This is a genomic window from Sinomonas cellulolyticus, from assembly GCF_014656475.1.
Taxonomy (GTDB): Bacteria; Actinomycetota; Actinomycetes; order Actinomycetales; family Micrococcaceae; genus Sinomonas; species Sinomonas cellulolyticus.
The window spans coordinates 275,988-292,014 of the sequence record NZ_BNCM01000003.1 but is presented as its reverse complement, the minus strand read 5'-3'; the positions used below and the strand labels follow the sequence as shown (position 1 = coordinate 292,014).

Here is a 16,027-nt window from a genome sequence, read left to right as displayed (position 1 = left end):
CTATGACCTCGACGAGTGAGGCGCAGCTGGCGGCTGCGCAGCGGCAGGACGCCGGGGCCGAGCGCGTGCTCACGGTCGCGCTGCTGGGCGGCGGGACGGTCGGCTCCCAGGTGGCACGCATCCTCCTGGACGACGCCGAGGCGCTCACCGCGCGCGCCGGTGCCCGTCTGGAACTGGCCGGGATCGCTGTGCGCAACGTCGGCGCGCCGCGGGACGTGGAGCTGCCGCGCGAGCTCTACACGACGGACGCCGAGGGGCTCGTGGCCCGCGCTGACCTCGTCATCGAGCTCATGGGCGGGATCGAGCCCGCCCGCACCCATATCCTCGCGGCGCTGCGCCACGGGGCCTCCGTGGTCACCGGCAACAAGGCCCTCCTCGCGCAGGACGGCGCGACCCTGTTCGACGAGGCGGATGCGAACGACGCGGAGCTGAACTTCGAGGCGGCCGTTGCCGGGGCCATCCCGATCATCCGGCCCATCCGCGAGAGCCTCTCCGGCGACCGCATCACCCGGGTCCTCGGGATCGTCAACGGCACCACGAACTTCATCCTCGACTCCATGGACACCACCGGCGCCCAGTTCGCCGACGTCCTGGCGGAAGCCCAGCGGCTCGGCTATGCCGAGGCGGATCCCACCGCCGACGTCGAGGGTCTGGATGCGGCGGCGAAGGCCGCGATCCTCGCCTCGCTCGCGTTCCACACCCGCGTCTCGCTCGACGACGTGCGCTGCGAGGGCATCACGAAGGTCAGCGCCGCGGACATCGCGGCCGCGCAGGATGCCGGGATGACCATCAAGCTCCTCGCCATCGCCGAGCTCGTCGCCGACGGCGCGCATGGGGCGGGCACCGGGAAGGGCGAGGGCGTGAGCGTGCGCGTCCACCCGACGCTGCTTCCCCGCACCCACCCGCTCGCCGCCGTGCACGGGGCGTACAACGCCGTCTTCGTCGAGGCTGAGAACGCCGGTTCCCTCATGTTCTACGGGGCGGGCGCGGGAGGCGCGCCCACGGCGTCGGCGATCATGGGCGACGTCGTCACGACCGCCCGCCGCATCGTCGCGGGCTCGCCGGGCCGCGCCGGGACGGCGACGCGCGTGCTGCCGATCGTGGGTCCCGAGAGCATCACCACGAGCTACAGCGTGGGCCTCGAGGTGGCCGACCAGCCGGGCGTCCTCTCCCGTGTGGCCTCCGTGTTCGCCCAGCATGGCGTGTCGATCGAGACCATGCGCCAGCAGATCCACGGCACGGAGAAGGCCGGCGGCGCGGGCGCGGCGGCGGACAAGGATCCCGCCGGCCGAGGCGAGGGCGCCTCGCGCGCGGAGCTGCGCTTCGTGACGCACCGGGCCACGGAGGCCGCCCTCGCGGCGACCGTGGCCGACATCAAGAACCTGGACGTCGTCGAATCCGTGACGAGCGTCCTGCGAGTCGAAGGAGTCTAGTGGCCCACCAGTGGCGCGGAGTCATCCGCGAGTATGCAGACCGCCTGCCGGTCACCGAGTCCACGCGCATCATCACCCTGGGCGAGGGGGGGACGCCCCTCGTCCACGCGCAGAAGCTCTCCGAGCTGACCGGTTCGACCGTCTACCTCAAGGTCGAGGGCATGAACCCGACGGGGTCCTTCAAGGACCGGGGCATGACGATGGCGATGACGGCCGCCGTCGAGGCGGGCGCCAAGGCCGTGGTGTGCGCGTCCACGGGCAACACGTCCGCCTCCGCCGCCGCGTACGCGACGTCGGCGGGCCTCACGTGTGCCGTCCTCGTGCCCGAGGGCAAGATCGCGATGGGCAAGCTGAGCCAAGCCATCGCCCACGGTGCCACGCTGCTCCAGGTCGACGGGAACTTCGACGACTGCCTCGAGATCGCGCGCAAGCTCGCCGACACCTACCCCGTGTTCCTCGTCAACTCCGTCAACCCCGCCCGCATCGAAGGCCAGAAGACGGCCGCCTTCGAAATCGTGGATGCCCTCGGGGACGCGCCTGACATCCACGTGCTGCCCGTGGGCAACGCCGGCAACATCTCCGCCTACTGGAAGGGCTACAAGGAGTACGCGACGGAGACCACGTACTCCTTCCCGAAGGGCGGAGCCGACGGCGCGGACAGCGCACCGGCCGAGCCCCGCACGCTCCCGGCGGTGTCCACCCGGCTGCCGATGATGTGGGGCTTCCAGGCCGCCGGCGCCGCGCCGTTCGTCGCGGGCCACCCCATCACGCACCCCGAGACGATCGCCACGGCGATCCGGATCGGCAACCCCGCCTCGTGGGAGACCGCCGTCGCGGCCCGCGACGAGTCCGGCGGCCTCATCGACGCGGTGAGCGACGACGAGATCCTCTCCGCGCACCGCTGGCTGTCCTCCAAGGAGGGCGTCTTCGTGGAGCCCGGCTCGGCCGCCTCGGTGGCGGGACTGCTCAAGATGCACGAGGCCGGGAAGGTCCCGCAGGGCAAGACCATTGTGTGCACCGTCACGGGGCACGGCCTCAAGGACCCCCAGTGGGCCCTGAAGACGGCTGCCGGCGAGGACGTCGAGCCGGTCAAGGTCGGCAACGACGTGGTGAGCGTGGCCGCGGCGCTGGGGCTGGAGTCCGCCGCCTCATGACCGCCGTCAGCGAGCCGCGCTCCGATGCGGGTCTGCGCCTCGTCGCACCGGGACAGCGGGTGAGCGTCCGCGTCCCTGCGACGAGCGCGAACCTGGGCCCCGGCTACGACAGCCTGGGCCTGGCCCTCGCCCTCTACGACACCGTCACGGTCGAGACGGCCGGCGAGGGCGGGCTCACGTTCGACCTCACGGGCGAGGGGGCCGACACGCTGCCGCGCGACGAGTCGCATCTCGTGGTCCGCACGCTCGACGCCGCGCTCGCCCGCCTCGGCTACGCCCGCTCGGGCCTGAAGCTGACCGCCGAGAACGTGAGCCCGCACGGGCGGGGGCTCGGGTCCTCAGCATCCGCGACGGTCGCAGCCGTCCTCGCGGCAGCGGCCCTCGTCGATCCCGCCGACCGGCCCGACCGCGCGTGGGCGCTGCAGCTCTGCAGCGAGATCGAGGGCCATCCGGACAACGTCGCGCCCGCGATCTACGGCTCGCTCGCCCTCTCCTGGCAGGACGGCGACGACTTCCACACGGCCGTCGCTCAGGTGGCACCGGAGGTGGTGCCCATCGTGGCGATCCCGGACTACGAGCTCTCGACCGAGCTTGCACGCTCGCTCCTGCCCTCGTCGATCCCGCACGGGGCGGCCGCCGCCAACGCGGGCCGCGCGGCGCTGCTCGTCCACGCCCTCACGCGGGATCCGTCCCTGCTCCTTCCGGCCACCGAAGACTTCCTCCACCAGAGCTACCGTTCAAGCGCGATGGAGCCCAGCGCGCAGCTCATTGCCCAGCTCCGCGCCCAAGGGCACGCGGCCGTCGTCTCCGGTGCAGGTCCCACGGTGCTTGCCCTCGCGGCGGGGGCCGCCGAGGCGGACGAGGTGCAGGCCGCGGTCGAGCGCTTCGCGCACGCAGCGGATGGCGAGCCGGTCGGCCTGCCCGGGGAGACGGCGCTGGGCGAGGAGCGCGCGACACGCTGGCGTGTGCTGAGGCTAACTGTTGACCGCGAAGGTGCTAGAGTAGACGTGCACCCAGGGTGAAGTCTCGAGTATCCCTGATTCCACGGGTTCCCTGATCTCACGGACCGGATCCAGCTTCCCGGTCTGGGTGCCGCCCCTCCAGCTCTGCAGCCGGTCTCGCTGTTCACGGCTGTCCCGTAGACAGCACCCAAGACCCCGCACGCTCGGGGCGGGCTGAATGATTACAGCCCTGCCCGGCCATCTGGCCCCGCAGTGCACCAGCCTGGCCGCTGCTCTAGCCGGCGGCCACGACCACGATGCGTCGGCCACGAGTGCCGTCGCATCGATTCCGGAAGGACCGTCCGTGACACAGACCACTGAGCTGAACCCAGCAGTGGAAGCCTCCTCCGCGTCGGAGTCCAAGGGGATCGCCGGCCTCAAGCTTGCGCAGTTGCAGGCCCTGGCGTCCCAGCTGGGCATCACCGGTGGCTCCCGCATGCGCAAGGGTGACCTCGTCGCAGCGATTACCGCACACCAGAAGGGCGAGCCCGTGGGCCGCCCGTCCCAGCAGCGCCGCAGCGCTGCCGAGGCTCCGGTCCAGGGCGCGCTGCCCGAGACCCAGGCCGTGGACGCCCAGACCGCTCCCGCTCCGGCGTCCGCTCCCGCTCCTGCGGCCGCTTCCGCCCCGGCGCCTGCTGAGCCCGAGGCTGCCCCCCGTGCACGCCGCACGCGCCGCCGCGCCGGCAGCGACGGGATCGTGACCCCGGCCGCTGGTCCGGTTGCCGAGGAGACCGCTCCGGCGGCAACGGCTCCGGCAGCGACTGAGGCGCCCGCGCCCGTCCAGCACGAGGAGCCCACGGCGCAGCCGCAGGCAGCGGCAGGCGAGCAGGCCTCCGAGCAGGCGACCCGTCCGAGCCGCACGCGCAACCGCAACCGCCGCGCCGAAGCCTCCGAGGCGACCGCCGAGGCCCCTGCCTCCCGCGAGGAGCGCAGCGAGTCGGCCGAGCAGGCCCCCAAGGAGCAGGCCGAGGCGCCGGCTCGCCATGACCAGTCCGGCGAGGGCCGCGGGCGCCGTGGCCAGCAGGAGCACGGCCAGCAGGAGCGCCGCCGCGACGAGGGCGACGGCGAGGAGGGCGGCTCGCGCCGGTCGCGCCGTAACCGCCGTGGCCGCGACCGCGACGACTCCCAGCAGGCCCACCAGGGCGGCCGCAACGAGCGCTTCCGTGACCGCAACGAGCGCCGCCGCGGCCGCAATGCGGGCCCCGAGGTCGACGAGACCGAGGTGAGCGAGGACGACGTCCTCCTTCCCGTGGCCGGCATCCTCGACGTCCTCGAGAACTACGCCTTCATCCGCACCTCGGGCTACCTCCCGGGCCCGAACGACGTCTACGTCCCGCTCACCCAGGTCAAGAAGCACGGCCTGCGCAAGGGCGACGCGGTCGTGGGCGCGATCCGCGCCCCCCGCGAGGGCGAGGACAGCCAGGGCGGGGGCCAGGGCGGCCGCCAGGGCCATGGCAACCGCCAGAAGTTCAACGCCCTCGTGCGCGTCACGAGCGTCAACGGCAAGAGCCCCGAGGAGATGAAGGGCCGCGTCGAGTTCACCAAGCTCGTCCCCCTCTATCCCTCCGAACGCCTGCGCCTCGAGACCGACCCGAAGAAGATCGGGCCCCGCGTGATCGACCTCGTGGCCCCGATCGGCAAGGGCCAGCGCGGCCTGATCGTCTCCCCGCCCAAGGCCGGCAAGACGCTCATCCTGCAGTCCATCGCGAACGCGATCACCACGAACAACCCCGAGGTGCACCTCATGATGGTGCTCGTGGACGAGCGCCCCGAAGAGGTCACGGACATGCAGCGCTCGGTGAAGGGCGAGGTCATCGCCTCGACCTTCGACCGTCCCGCCGATGACCACACCACGGTCGCCGAGCTCGCGATCGAGCGCGCCAAGCGCCTCGTGGAGATGGGCATGGACGTCGTGGTGCTCCTGGACTCGATGACCCGTCTGGGCCGCGCGTACAACCTCGCGGCGCCCGCCTCGGGCCGCATCCTCTCCGGCGGCGTCGACTCGGCCGCGCTCTACCCGCCGAAGCGCTTCTTCGGCGCGGCGCGCAACATCGAGAACGGCGGCTCGCTGACGATCCTCGCCACCGCGCTCGTCGAGACGGGCTCCAAGATGGACGAGGTCATCTTCGAGGAGTTCAAGGGCACCGGCAACATGGAGCTCCGCCTCTCCCGCGCCCTGGCAGACAAGCGCATCTTCCCGGCCGTGGACGTCAACGCGTCCGGCACGCGCCGTGAGGAGAATCTGCTCTCCCCGGAGGAGGTCAAGATCATGTGGCGCCTGCGCCGCGTGCTCTCCGGCCTCGACACGCAGCAGGCCCTCGAGCTGCTCACCACGAAGATCCGGGACACGAGCTCGAACGCCGAGTTCCTCCTCCAGGTGCAGAAGACGACGCTCGCCGGCAAGGGCGAGAACGACCGCCACTAGCGCCCCAGACGGCGGCCGGCGCCCGTGACCACGGGCGCCGGCCGCCGTCGTCGTGCTGCATCCCTCTCCCTCCCACCCCTTCGAAAGGCCCCCAGACATGTTCGAGTCCGTGCACGGGCTTCTGGACGAGCACGCCGAGCTCCAGAAGCGCCTCAGCGACCCCGCGGTCTACCAGGACCAGGCGCTCGCGCGGAAGCTCGGCCGGCGCTCCGCGGAGCTCAACGGCATCGTCGAGGCCTACAACCGCTGGAAGCAGCTCGGCGACGATCTCGACGCCGCCAGGGAGATGGCCGCGGAGGATCCTGACTTCGCCGCCGAGGTGCCGGACCTCGAGGCAACGCACGAGGCGGCGCAGGAGAAGCTGCGCCGCCTCCTCATCCCGCGTGACCCCAACGACGCCCGCAACGTGATCCTCGAGGTCAAGGGCGGCGAGGGCGGCGACGAGGCCGCGCTGTTCGCCGCGGACCTGACGCGCATGTACACGCGGTACGCGGAGTCGAAGGGCTGGAAGACCGAGGTGCTCTCCTCCACCGAGTCGGATCTCGGCGGGTACAAGGACATCCAGATCGCCGTCAAGGGCTCGTCCAACGACCCGGCGGAGGGGGTGTTCGCGCACCTGAAGTACGAGGGAGGCGTGCACCGCGTCCAGCGCGTGCCCGTGACGGAGTCGCAGGGCCGCATCCACACTTCCGCGGCGGGCGTGCTCGTCTTCCCCGAGGTCGATGAGCCCGAGGAGATCGAGATCGGCGCCAACGACCTCAAGATCGACGTCTACCGCTCCTCCGGCCCCGGCGGCCAGAGCGTCAACACGACGGACTCGGCCGTGCGCATCACCCACCTCCCCACGGGCATCGTCGTGGCCATGCAGAACGAGAAGTCGCAGCTGCAGAACCGTGAGGCGGCCATGCGCGTGCTCCGCTCGCGCCTCCTCGCGCACCAGCAGGAGCAGATCGACGCCGAGAACGCCGAGGCCCGCAAGTCCCAGGTGCGCACGATGGACCGCTCGGAGCGCATCCGCACGTACAACTACCCCGAGAACCGGATCGCCGACCACCGCACCGGATACAAGGCGTACAACCTGGACGCCGTGATGGACGGCGACCTGGGCCCGGTCATCCAGTCCTGCATCGACATGGACGAGCAGCACCGCCTCGAGGCGCTCGGCGAGTGACCGACCGGGACGGTCCCGGGTCAGAGGACCTGGGCGCACTCGTGCGCCGCGCCGCCGCACTCCTCGCCGAGGCCGGATGCCCGAGCCCCCGCGTGGACGCGGAGATCCTCGCCGAGCACGTGCTCGCCCGGAGCCCCAGGAACCCCCTCGGCGACGGCGGACTCGGCCGCCTCCGGGCCCTCGCCATGGCCGGCTCGTGCGTTCCGGAGCCCGTCGTGGCGGAGTTCTGGGAGCTCGTCTCCGAGCGGGCCCGCCGCGTCCCGCTGCAGCACCTCACGGGCACCGCCCACTTCCGCCACCTCGCCCTGGCCGTGGGCCCCGGGGTGTTCGTGCCCAGACCCGAGACGGAGGGCGTGGTCCAGATTGCGCTCGACTGGATCGCCGAGCACTTCCCGCACGCGGCGCACCTCCCGCAGGCGGCGCACGACGGCGCCGGCGCGCCGTCCGCCGATCGCGCCCCGCGCGCCCGGCCGGTCGTCGTCGACCTCGGGACCGGCTCAGGAGCGATCGCGGCGTCGATCGCGCACGAGGTGCCCGGCGCCGTCGTGCACGCCGTGGAGCTCTCCGAACTCGCGCACGCGTGGGCGTCGCGCAACGTCGCGCTGCCGGAGGTCGGCGGTCGCGTGCACCTCGTCCTCGGTGACCTCCGCACGGCGTTCCCCGAGCTCGAGGGGACGGTCGACGTCGTCGTCTCGAACCCTCCGTACATTCCGCCGGGCATGGTCCCGCGGGAACCCGAGGCGGCCCTGCACGACCCCGAGATGGCGCTGTACGGCGGAGCCGAGGGCGGCCTCGAGCTCCCCCTGGCGGCGGCGGCCCGCGCCGCCCGCCTCCTGCACCGTGGCGGCTTCTTCGTCATGGAGCACGCCGAAGTCCAGGCCGAGCGGATCGCCCAGCTGCTGTCTGCGGACCCAGCATGGTCCAGAGTCCGTTCCCATCGGGACCTCAACGGCCTCCCACGCGCCACGAGCGCCGTCCGGGCCTGACCGACGGGCCCCCGCTGGCCGGCCGACCACGCCGCGCGTGGAAGAATGGAGGCCGTGACAACCGCGACCTACAACTGCACCGACCCTGAACAGCGCGCCGAAGGCCTCGCCCACGCCCAGCGCGCGATCGCCCAGAAGCAGTGCGTCGTGATGCCCACCGACACGGTCTATGGCATCGCCGCGGACGCCTTCTCGGCGCAGGCAGTCGCCACGCTCCTGGCCGCGAAGGGCCGCGGCAGGTCCATGCCGCCGCCCGTCCTCATCCCGCGCCTGCAGACCATGGACGGCCTCGCCACCGAGGTCCCCGCCGCCGGAAGGGCCTTGGCCGAGAAGTTCTGGCCCGGCCCCCTCACGCTCATCCTGCACGCGCAGCCGTCGCTCACGTGGGATCTGGGGGAGACGAAAGGCACCGTGGCGCTGCGCATCCCCGACGACGAGCTCGCGCAGGCCCTCCTCACCATCACGGGGCCGCTCGCCGTATCGAGCGCCAACCGCACCGGCCATGCCGCTGCCCAGACGGCCTCCGAGGCCCGCGAGCAGCTTGCCGAGAGCGTCGAGGTGTACCTCGAGGAGGGGTTCCGGCCGGTCAACGGCTCAGGACCGGGGGGAGCGGCCGGGCTCCCGTCCACCATCGTGGACTGCACGGCCGATCGGCTGCGCGTGGTGCGCCAGGGCGCGCTGAGCCTCGAGGCCCTCCGCGAGGTGGTCCCGGACGTGCTGGGCCTGGGCGAGGAGCCCGAGACATCCGAGGAGCCCGAGACATCCGAGGAGCCGGAGGCGCCCGCTGGCGACACCGCACCGAACGCCTAGTCCGCCTCCTGCCATTCGGTAGGGTCGTACTGCCACCCCAGATTCCTTCCCCAGAGGTCGCCTCCAGCATGAGCACACTTCCCCCCGGCGGTACCGGCGCGGGCGCCGACGCCGCGGCGACGGCGGACAGGCCCCGCGTCGTCGCCGTCGTTGTCAGCTACAACCGCCGTGAGCTCCTCGCCCGTTCGCTCGAGGCTCTCGCGGCGGGGGAGCGGCTGCCGGAGGCGCTGGTCGTGGTCGACAACGCCTCCACCGACGGCTCAGCCGAGTACCTCGCCGGGCTCGAGTTCCCGTTCGACTACGAGCTCGTGCGGCTCGGCGCCAACACAGGCGGCGCAGGCGGCTTCGCTGCCGGGATGGCGGCGGCACTCGCGCACCACAGCCCCGACCTCCTCTGGGTCATGGACGACGACACCGTGGCCCAGCGCGGAACCCTCGCCGCGGCGGTGCGCCTCTGGAGCGCCTACCCTGCGACCGACCGCCCGGCGTTCATCGCCAGCCGCGTCGTCTGGACCGACGGCCGGGACCATCCGATGAACACGATGCGCGACCGCTGGGACGCGACGGACGAGGACCGCGCGTTCGCTGCCGCCCATCACGCACGGGTGATCCGGTCTGCCTCCTTCGTCTCGCTGTTCGTCGACGCGGACGCCGTGCGCGCCCAGGGCCTGCCCGTTGCCGACTACTTCCTGTGGAACGACGACTTCGAGTTCACCATGCGCCTCGGGCGTCGCCGGTTGGCGCTCGCGAGCCTCGACTCCGTGGTGGAGCACCACACGAGGATCTTCGACTCGTTCACGGTCGACGTGGGGGAGCGGTTCCGCTTCGAGGTGCGCAACAAGGTCTGGACATTCTTCCGGTCGCCGGCACTCGCTCCGGCCGAGAAGGCCCTCTACGGCGCCTCGACGGTGCGCCGCTGGGGCCGCATGGTGCTCGGAAGCCCACGGCCTCAGGTCGTGCTCCGCGCGGGGCTCGCGGGGCTGCGCGAGGCGGTGGACCACCCCCCGCGTCCCACGCGTGAGGTCCTGGCCGGCGCGGGCGGACTCCCGGCAGACGCGCTCCAGCCCCGTCCGACGGCCTCACGTGCGGTCAAGCCCGTGCCCGGCCCGACAGACTCCGACCCGGGCCACCCGCCCTTCTCAGTCCTGCTGCCCGTCTACGCGGGAGACGCGGCGGAGCGCGTCCGCCGAGCGATCCAGTCCGTGACCGTCGACCAGACTGTGGCACCTGACGAACTCGTGATCGTCCGCGACGGCCCGGTCGGGACGGAGATCGAGCGCGTGATCACGGAGGCCGAGAGCTCCGCCGAGCACCCCGCCGTCGTGCTCCGGCTCCCCAGCGGCGTGGGGCTCGCCGAGGCGCTCGACACGGGACTCGCGCACTGCCGCCACGAGATTGTGGCGCGCATGGACGCGGACGACGTCGCCCTGCCGGAGCGCTTCGAGCGGCAGCTGGCGCTCCTGTCGCAGGGGTACGACATTGTCGGCTCGGCGATCGCCGAGATCGGCGACGACGAGTCGCTGCCCCTGGCCAGCCGGCCGGTCCCCGTCTCGCATCGCGAGGTCATGGCGCAGCTGGGCCTGCGCACTCCGTTCAACCACCCGAGCGTCATGTACAGGGCCACGGCGGTACGGGCCGCCGGCGGCTACGCGGGCGCCGAGGGCATGGAGGACTACTGGCTCTGGGCCCGCATGCTCAACAGCGGCAGCCGTGGGGCGAATGTCCCCGAGGCGCTCGTGCTGTACCGGGTCAGCGACGGCGCCTACTCGCGCCGTGGCGGGATCCGCATGCTCGAGGCCGAGCTGCGCCTCCAGCGCCGACTGCTCGACGCCGGATATGTCGGTCCCGCCACGTTCGCCCGCAACGTCCTCGTCCGCGGCGCATACCGGCTCGTGCCGACCCAGCTGCGCAAGCGCAGCTACCGCAAGGCATTCACCGAGCAGCCGGCGCAGCCTGGGGCCGGAGCGGCCCCCGCAGCCCGCGGAGAGACCGTCGGCTGACGCATGTTCCTCTATGTCCTCATAGCGATGCTGGCTGCGGTCGTCACCTACGCCTTGACGGGGGTCGTCCGCGTCCTCGCGCTCCGCTGGGGCATCGTCTCTCCCGTGCGGGAGCGTGACGTCCACACGCGCACGGTGCCGAGGCTCGGCGGCCTCGCCATGCTCGCAGGATTCGCCGTCGCGTTCTGGGCCGCCTCGCAGACGCTGTGGGTGCGCCAGATCTTCATGGACACGGCACAGCCGTGGGCCGTCCTCGGGGGCGCGGCGCTGATCGTCGCGGTGGGGGCTGTCGACGACGTGGTGGACCTGAACAGCTGGGTCAAGCTCGTGGGCCAGATCGCCGCCGCCATGGTGGTTGCCGTGTGGGGACCGCGCATGACGTTCCTGCCCTTGGGTTCGATCCCCCTGGACCCGCCCTGGCTCCAGATCGGCCTGACCGTGTTCGTCATCGTGCTCACGGTCAACGCGATCAACTTCGTCGACGGCCTGGACGGCCTTGCCGCGGGCGTCGCGGCGATCGGGGGCGTGGCGTTCTTCCTGACCGCGTACTGGGTCCACCGCAATGCCGTGCTGCCCAACTACACGGACCTGGCGACCCTGCTCATGGCGCTCCTGGTCGGCATCTGCCTCGGGTTCCTGCCGCACAACGCCCACCCCGCCAAGATCTTCATGGGGGACTCCGGGTCCATGCTCCTGGGCCTGCTGATGGCCACGGGGGCCGTGGTCGCGACGGGGCAGGTCGCCTCGGGCCTGTACGACCGAGCCGAGGGCATCCCCACGTTCATCCCGGTGGTCCTGCCGATCGTGGTGCTCGTGCTTCCCTTCCTCGACCTCGTCCTGGCCGTCCTGCGGCGCACCGCGAGCGGACGCTCGCCGTTCTCGGCGGACCGTGGCCACATGCACCACAAGCTCCTCGACCTCGGCTACACCCACCGGCAGGCCGTCGCGGTGATGTACCTGTGGACCACGTTCGTCGCGTTCGGCGGAGTCGCCTACGCCTTCGTGCCCTGGGCGCCGCTCACGGTCGCGAATGCCATCGTCCTGCCCGCGCTGGCCTTCCTCACGCTTCACCCCTGGGCCCGCGACACGGTGGGGGCCGCCCAGAGCCGGCCAGCGTGGATGCGACCGAGTGCCTGGCTCCGGCGGTTCACCCTGCCCTTCGCTGCGTCGGCGGCAGCGAGCACCGGGCTCGGCTTCGCCGGGATCGCCTCGGGCGGAGTACCGATGGTCTATCCGACCTTCCTCGGGCTCGCCGTCGTCATCGCGTGCTGCGGGCTGTCCGTGCTCATCCTGCACTTCGCGGCGCCGTCCCTTCCGTTCGGCCGCCGCACGCTCGTCGCCGACGTGCTGATGAAGGTCATCGCCTTCGCGGTCGTGCTCCTCGCCGTCAGCCGCAACCCCTGGACGGCCGAGCCGTGGTTCTGGACGGTGCTGGTGGTGTGCGCGGGCGTCTGGGTGCTCGCGCAGGCAGCGGTGGCGGCGTCGCAGTGGCGGGGCGTGGCCCAGCGCTGGCGGTCGACGGCGCGGCGGCGCGCCTGAAGCGGCCGGCACCCGCGCGTCGTCGGGCCCGTCTTCTATGCCGTGTAGAATAGAACCGCACCCCCTCCCGACCGGCCTCCTGATAGCAGGAGACTGACGAATTGGCATGACATGAACCCTGTGACGCACGGCCCCCAAGGGTCTTCCGGCGTCGGCGGTTCCGGTCAGGGCGGCACGCCGTGGCTCTCCCTCGCGTGGAAATGCTCGACCGCCGCGGCAGCGGCTGCGGTGGTCCTGTCCGGAGCGGGACTCATCGTCTCGGGCGCGCCCGCCGCAGGGAGTTCGCTGTTCGCCGCGGCCATCGTGGTCGCGTTCTTCGCCCTCAGCCTGATCGCGGGCCACTTCGCAGGCCGCCGCAATCCGTCGGGCGCGATCGGCGTCTTCGCCGTCGTCTACGTCCTGAAGATCGTCGGCTTCGCCGCGCTGCTGCTGTGGCTCGGCAGGCCCGCGGGGATTGTGGGACCGTGGTTCGGAGCATCCGGCATTGTCACCGTGGTGGTCTGGCAGGCTGTCGAGCTGTTCGCCTTCAGCCGGCTCCGTCTCCAGATCTTCGACGACGCGCCGGCCGAGAAGGAGGGCCCGCATGCCTGAGAACACGTCCCCCCGCCGTCCCGCACCCCAGCCCGAGGGTGACGGCGGCTACAACTCCGGGATGGCCGTCTTCAGCTACGTGATTGGCGGGATCGTTGTCTGGAGTTTGATAGGGTGGGGGCTGGACAATCTCCTGAAAACGCGCTGGCTCGTGCTCGCCGGCGCTCTGGTGGGGATTGCCGGCGGCATCTACCTGACCATGAAGCATGGGCTCTTCACGCACCGGACGGGCCCGCAGAAGACTTCGCATCCAGGCGACGACGCCGAGAGGGACCGCCGCTGATGGAGCACCCGAAAATTTCACATGTGGGGGTCGAAAGCTACTCGCCCCAGCATCTGCCCGACGATGGACACTGCAGAGAGGAATCGCGTTGACCCCGCTCACGCTTCCGGCCGGAGACTCCGGCGCCTTCACCCCACCCACCCTCGAGGACATGCACCTCCCGGCGATCATCCCGTGGGGCGCCGGTGAAGGCTTCTCGAAGCAGATGCTGATGGTCCTGCTGTCCGTCGTCTTCATCGCCTGGTTCTTCGTTGCGGCGTCGCGCAAGGGCCAGCTCGTCCCGGGCAAGCTCCAGTTCGCCGGCGAGTTCCTCTACGGGTTCGTCCGCAACTCGATCGGCAAGGACATCATCGGCGGCCGCGACTTCATGAAGTTCGTGCCCCTGCTGTTCGCGCTCTTCTTCTTCATCCTCGTGAACAACATCTACGGTGCCATCCCGTTCTTCCAGCTGCCGACCATGTCCCATGTCGGCGGCGCGTACTTCCTCGCAGGGCTCGTGTACGTGATCTGGATCGGGGTCGGCCTGCGGAAGTTCGGCCCGCGCTTCCTCAAGCTCACGGTCGTCCCGGCCGGGGTGCCGTGGTTCATCATGCCGATCGTCGTGCCGATCGAGATCATCTCGAACTTCATCGTCCGCCCGATGACGCACAGCCTCCGTCTCTTCGCGACCATGCTCGCCGGCCACCTCGTGGTGGCGCTGGCCGGCTCGGGCATCGCATTCCTCATCGCCCAGGAGAGCGTGCTCCTCAAGGGCACCTCGATCCTCGTCCTCGCGGGTGCCACGGCCATGTACATGCTCGAGGCCCTGATCATGGTGCTCCAGGCCTACGTCTTCACCCTGCTCACCGCGATCTACATCCAGGGTGCGCTCCACGCGGACGCCCACTGAGACTTCCGTCCACCTAAGAATTCCCCTCCCGGGGATGAACCGAACACGAAAACTGCCCGCCTGGGCAACCTGAAAGGAATACAATGACCGGCAACCTCAACCTCGTCGGCTACGGTCTCTCCGCCATCGGCGGTGCCATCGGCGTGGGTCTCGTCTTCGCGGCCTACATCAACGGCGTGGCCCGCCAGCCTGAGGCGCAGCGTGTGCTCCAGCCCATCGCGTTCCTCGGCCTCGCACTCACCGAGGCGCTCGCGATCCTCGGCCTCGTGTTCGCCTTCGTGCTCTGATCCTTTCCCCACGAGGCACACAGCCAGAACCGAGTAGATAGGAGGGGTGCAACACATGCATCAGTTCATTGTTCGCGCCGCCACCGAGGGCGCGAACCCGCTCATGCCGAACTGGTGGGAGATCCTGGTCGTCGCCGTCGGCTTCGCCGTCCTGCTCTGGATCGTCGTCAAGTTCGTCGTCCCGGCGTTCGAGAAGACGTTCGCCGAGCGTGCCGAAGCCATCGAGGGCGGAATCGCCAAGGCCGAGAAGGCTCAGGCCGAGGCGTCCGCCGCCCTTGAGGAATACAAGCAGCAGCTCACCGACGCCCGCACCGAGGCCAACCGCATCCGCGAGGAGGCGCGCGCCGAGGGTGCTCAGATCCTCGCCGAGCTCAAGGAGAAGGCCGCCGCCGAGGCGGCCCGCATCACCGAGCAGGCCCACGTCCAGATCGAGGCCGAGCGCCAGCAGGCTGTCTCCTCGCTGCGCTCGGAAGTCGGCTCGATGGCCACGACCCTCGCGGGTCGGATCGTCGGAGAGTCGCTCGACGACGATGCGCGCGCCGCGCGCGTGGTGGACCGCTTCCTCGCTGACCTGGAGTCCCAGAACGCAGGTGCGGCGAAGTAATGGCAGGAGTATCGAGCGAATCGCTGTCCGCGGCCCTGCAGGATCTGGAGACGAAGCTGCCGACGGCGCCGCTGTCGCTGGCGGGCGAGCTCTTCAGCATCCTCGGCGTCCTTGATGGCTCCGCCGGCCTTCGCCGGGCGCTGACCGATCCGACCCGTGAGGGGAACGAGAAGTCGGCGCTCGTGCACAGCCTGCTGGACGGCAAGGCGTCCTCGGACGCGGTTGAGATCACGGCGAATCTCGCGACGCTGCGCTGGGCGGACGCCCGGGACATCAGCGATGCACTCGAGACCCTCGCCTCGACCGTGGCCATCGCGGTCGCGGAGCAGGGCACCGGCGGCGTTGGCGGGCTCGAGAAGCTGGAGAACGATCTCTTTGCCTTCAAGGGCACCGTTGACTCCAACCACGAGCTCCAGGCGGCGCTGACGGACCCCCAGGCCACCGTCGCGGCCAAGCGGACGCTTGCACTGCGGCTCGTCCCGAACGCCTCGGCGGAGGCCCAGCTCCTCATCAGCCAGGCCGCCACGGCCCCCCGCGGGCTCAAGCCGACTGCGCTGGTCGAGAAGTTCGCGGAGCTTGCCGCCGGACGCCAGAAGCGCTGGATCGCCGAGGTCGCCTCCGCCCGCCCGCTCAGCGGCGAGCAGACGGAACGGCTCCGGTCGGGACTGAACCGTCTCTACGGGCGCGAGCTCAAGCTCAACACGAGCGTGGACCCGTCCCTCATCGGCGGGCTCCGTGTGACTGTCGGCGACGAGGTGATCGACGCTTCGACTGAGACGCGGCTCGGTGATCTGCGCCGGCAGTTCGCAACGCAGGCGTAGCTGAGGGTCAGCAGACTCCGCATCAGCACACTT

Annotated in this window: 15 protein-coding genes; all 15 read left to right on the top strand. The window is 71.1% G+C overall.

The genetic code is table 11. From position 1 onward, the window contains the following. The first annotated feature begins 2 nt into the window (after positions 1–2). The 15 genes from IE231_RS05415 to IE231_RS05345 all read left to right on the top strand — a co-directional run bounded on the left by IE231_RS05415 (position 3) and on the right by IE231_RS05345 (position 15,994). Positions 3–1,433, top strand: a complete 1,431-nt coding sequence (locus IE231_RS05415; RefSeq protein ID WP_189692908.1) for a homoserine dehydrogenase — start codon at positions 3–5, stop codon at positions 1,431–1,433. Continuing rightward, positions 1,433–2,587 (top strand): threonine synthase, encoded by a 1,155-nt coding sequence (thrC, locus tag IE231_RS05410; RefSeq protein WP_189692907.1) that lies wholly within the window; start codon positions 1,433–1,435, stop codon positions 2,585–2,587. The genes IE231_RS05415 and thrC overlap by 1 nt, the downstream gene beginning before the upstream one ends. Beyond that, on the top strand, positions 2,584–3,609 hold the full coding sequence (gene thrB, locus IE231_RS05405; protein ID WP_189692906.1) for a homoserine kinase: 1,026 nt from the start codon (positions 2,584–2,586) through the stop codon (positions 3,607–3,609). The genes thrC and thrB overlap by 4 nt, the downstream gene beginning before the upstream one ends. Positions 3,610–3,892: 283 nt before the next feature. Then, complete coding sequence (rho, locus tag IE231_RS05400; protein WP_189692905.1) at positions 3,893–6,013, top strand: transcription termination factor Rho; 2,121 nt, start codon at positions 3,893–3,895, stop codon at positions 6,011–6,013. A gap of 97 nt (positions 6,014–6,110) precedes the next feature. Next, positions 6,111–7,184, top strand: a complete 1,074-nt coding sequence (gene prfA, locus IE231_RS05395) for a peptide chain release factor 1 (protein ID WP_189692904.1) — start codon at positions 6,111–6,113, stop codon at positions 7,182–7,184. Beyond that, complete coding sequence (locus IE231_RS05390; protein ID WP_189692903.1) at positions 7,181–8,170, top strand: N5-glutamine methyltransferase family protein; 990 nt, start codon at positions 7,181–7,183, stop codon at positions 8,168–8,170. Before prfA ends, IE231_RS05390 begins: the two co-directional genes overlap by 4 nt. A gap of 54 nt (positions 8,171–8,224) precedes the next feature. Continuing rightward, the gene (locus IE231_RS05385; protein WP_374189409.1) at positions 8,225–8,980 is read left to right on the top strand and encodes an L-threonylcarbamoyladenylate synthase; all 756 of its coding nucleotides are present in this window, start codon (positions 8,225–8,227) and stop codon (positions 8,978–8,980) included. Positions 8,981–9,048: 68 nt separating this feature from the next. Continuing rightward, positions 9,049–10,980 (top strand): glycosyltransferase, encoded by a 1,932-nt coding sequence (locus IE231_RS05380; protein WP_189692901.1) that lies wholly within the window; start codon positions 9,049–9,051, stop codon positions 10,978–10,980. A gap of 3 nt (positions 10,981–10,983) precedes the next feature. Further along, the gene (locus IE231_RS05375; protein ID WP_189692900.1) at positions 10,984–12,519 is read left to right on the top strand and encodes an MraY family glycosyltransferase; all 1,536 of its coding nucleotides are present in this window, start codon (positions 10,984–10,986) and stop codon (positions 12,517–12,519) included. 111 nt (positions 12,520–12,630) lie between these two features. After that, positions 12,631–13,110, top strand: coding sequence for a hypothetical protein (locus IE231_RS05370; protein WP_189692899.1), 480 nt, complete (start codon positions 12,631–12,633; stop codon positions 13,108–13,110). Continuing rightward, positions 13,103–13,393, top strand: a complete 291-nt coding sequence (locus IE231_RS05365) for an AtpZ/AtpI family protein (RefSeq protein ID WP_189692898.1) — start codon at positions 13,103–13,105, stop codon at positions 13,391–13,393. Before IE231_RS05370 ends, IE231_RS05365 begins: the two co-directional genes overlap by 8 nt. 88 nt (positions 13,394–13,481) lie before the next feature. Next, the gene (gene atpB, locus IE231_RS05360) at positions 13,482–14,282 is read left to right on the top strand and encodes a F0F1 ATP synthase subunit A (protein WP_189692897.1); all 801 of its coding nucleotides are present in this window, start codon (positions 13,482–13,484) and stop codon (positions 14,280–14,282) included. 83 nt (positions 14,283–14,365) lie between these two features. After that, positions 14,366–14,569 carry an ATP synthase F0 subunit C gene (gene atpE / locus IE231_RS05355; protein ID WP_066498570.1) on the top strand — a complete coding sequence of 68 codons (204 nt, stop codon included), beginning with the start codon at positions 14,366–14,368 and terminating at the stop codon, positions 14,567–14,569. A gap of 55 nt (positions 14,570–14,624) precedes the next feature. Continuing rightward, positions 14,625–15,173: a F0F1 ATP synthase subunit B gene (locus tag IE231_RS05350; RefSeq protein WP_189692896.1), complete on the top strand. Its 549-nt coding sequence runs from the start codon at positions 14,625–14,627 to the stop codon at positions 15,171–15,173. Next, the gene (locus IE231_RS05345) at positions 15,173–15,994 is read left to right on the top strand and encodes a F0F1 ATP synthase subunit delta (protein WP_189692895.1); all 822 of its coding nucleotides are present in this window, start codon (positions 15,173–15,175) and stop codon (positions 15,992–15,994) included. Before IE231_RS05350 ends, IE231_RS05345 begins: the two co-directional genes overlap by 1 nt. Positions 15,995–16,027: the final 33 nt, after the last annotated feature.

Excerpts from the sequence above, each read along its gene's own strand:
- atpE (WP_066498570.1), top strand. The coding sequence starts at position 14,366 with ATGACCGGCAACCTCAACCTCGTCGGCTACGGTCTCTCCGCCATCGGC.
- IE231_RS05370 (WP_189692899.1), top strand. The coding sequence starts at position 12,631 with ATGAACCCTGTGACGCACGGCCCCCAAGGGTCTTCCGGCGTCGGCGGT.
- prfA (WP_189692904.1), top strand. The coding sequence starts at position 6,111 with ATGTTCGAGTCCGTGCACGGGCTTCTGGACGAGCACGCCGAGCTCCAG.
- IE231_RS05345 (WP_189692895.1), top strand. The coding sequence starts at position 15,173 with ATGGCAGGAGTATCGAGCGAATCGCTGTCCGCGGCCCTGCAGGATCTG.
- IE231_RS05365 (WP_189692898.1), top strand. The coding sequence starts at position 13,103 with ATGCCTGAGAACACGTCCCCCCGCCGTCCCGCACCCCAGCCCGAGGGT.
- IE231_RS05380 (WP_189692901.1), top strand. The coding sequence starts at position 9,049 with ATGAGCACACTTCCCCCCGGCGGTACCGGCGCGGGCGCCGACGCCGCG.
- thrB (WP_189692906.1), top strand. The coding sequence starts at position 2,584 with ATGACCGCCGTCAGCGAGCCGCGCTCCGATGCGGGTCTGCGCCTCGTC.
- IE231_RS05415 (WP_189692908.1), top strand. The coding sequence starts at position 3 with ATGACCTCGACGAGTGAGGCGCAGCTGGCGGCTGCGCAGCGGCAGGAC.
- IE231_RS05375 (WP_189692900.1), top strand. The coding sequence starts at position 10,984 with ATGTTCCTCTATGTCCTCATAGCGATGCTGGCTGCGGTCGTCACCTAC.
- IE231_RS05350 (WP_189692896.1), top strand. The coding sequence starts at position 14,625 with ATGCATCAGTTCATTGTTCGCGCCGCCACCGAGGGCGCGAACCCGCTC.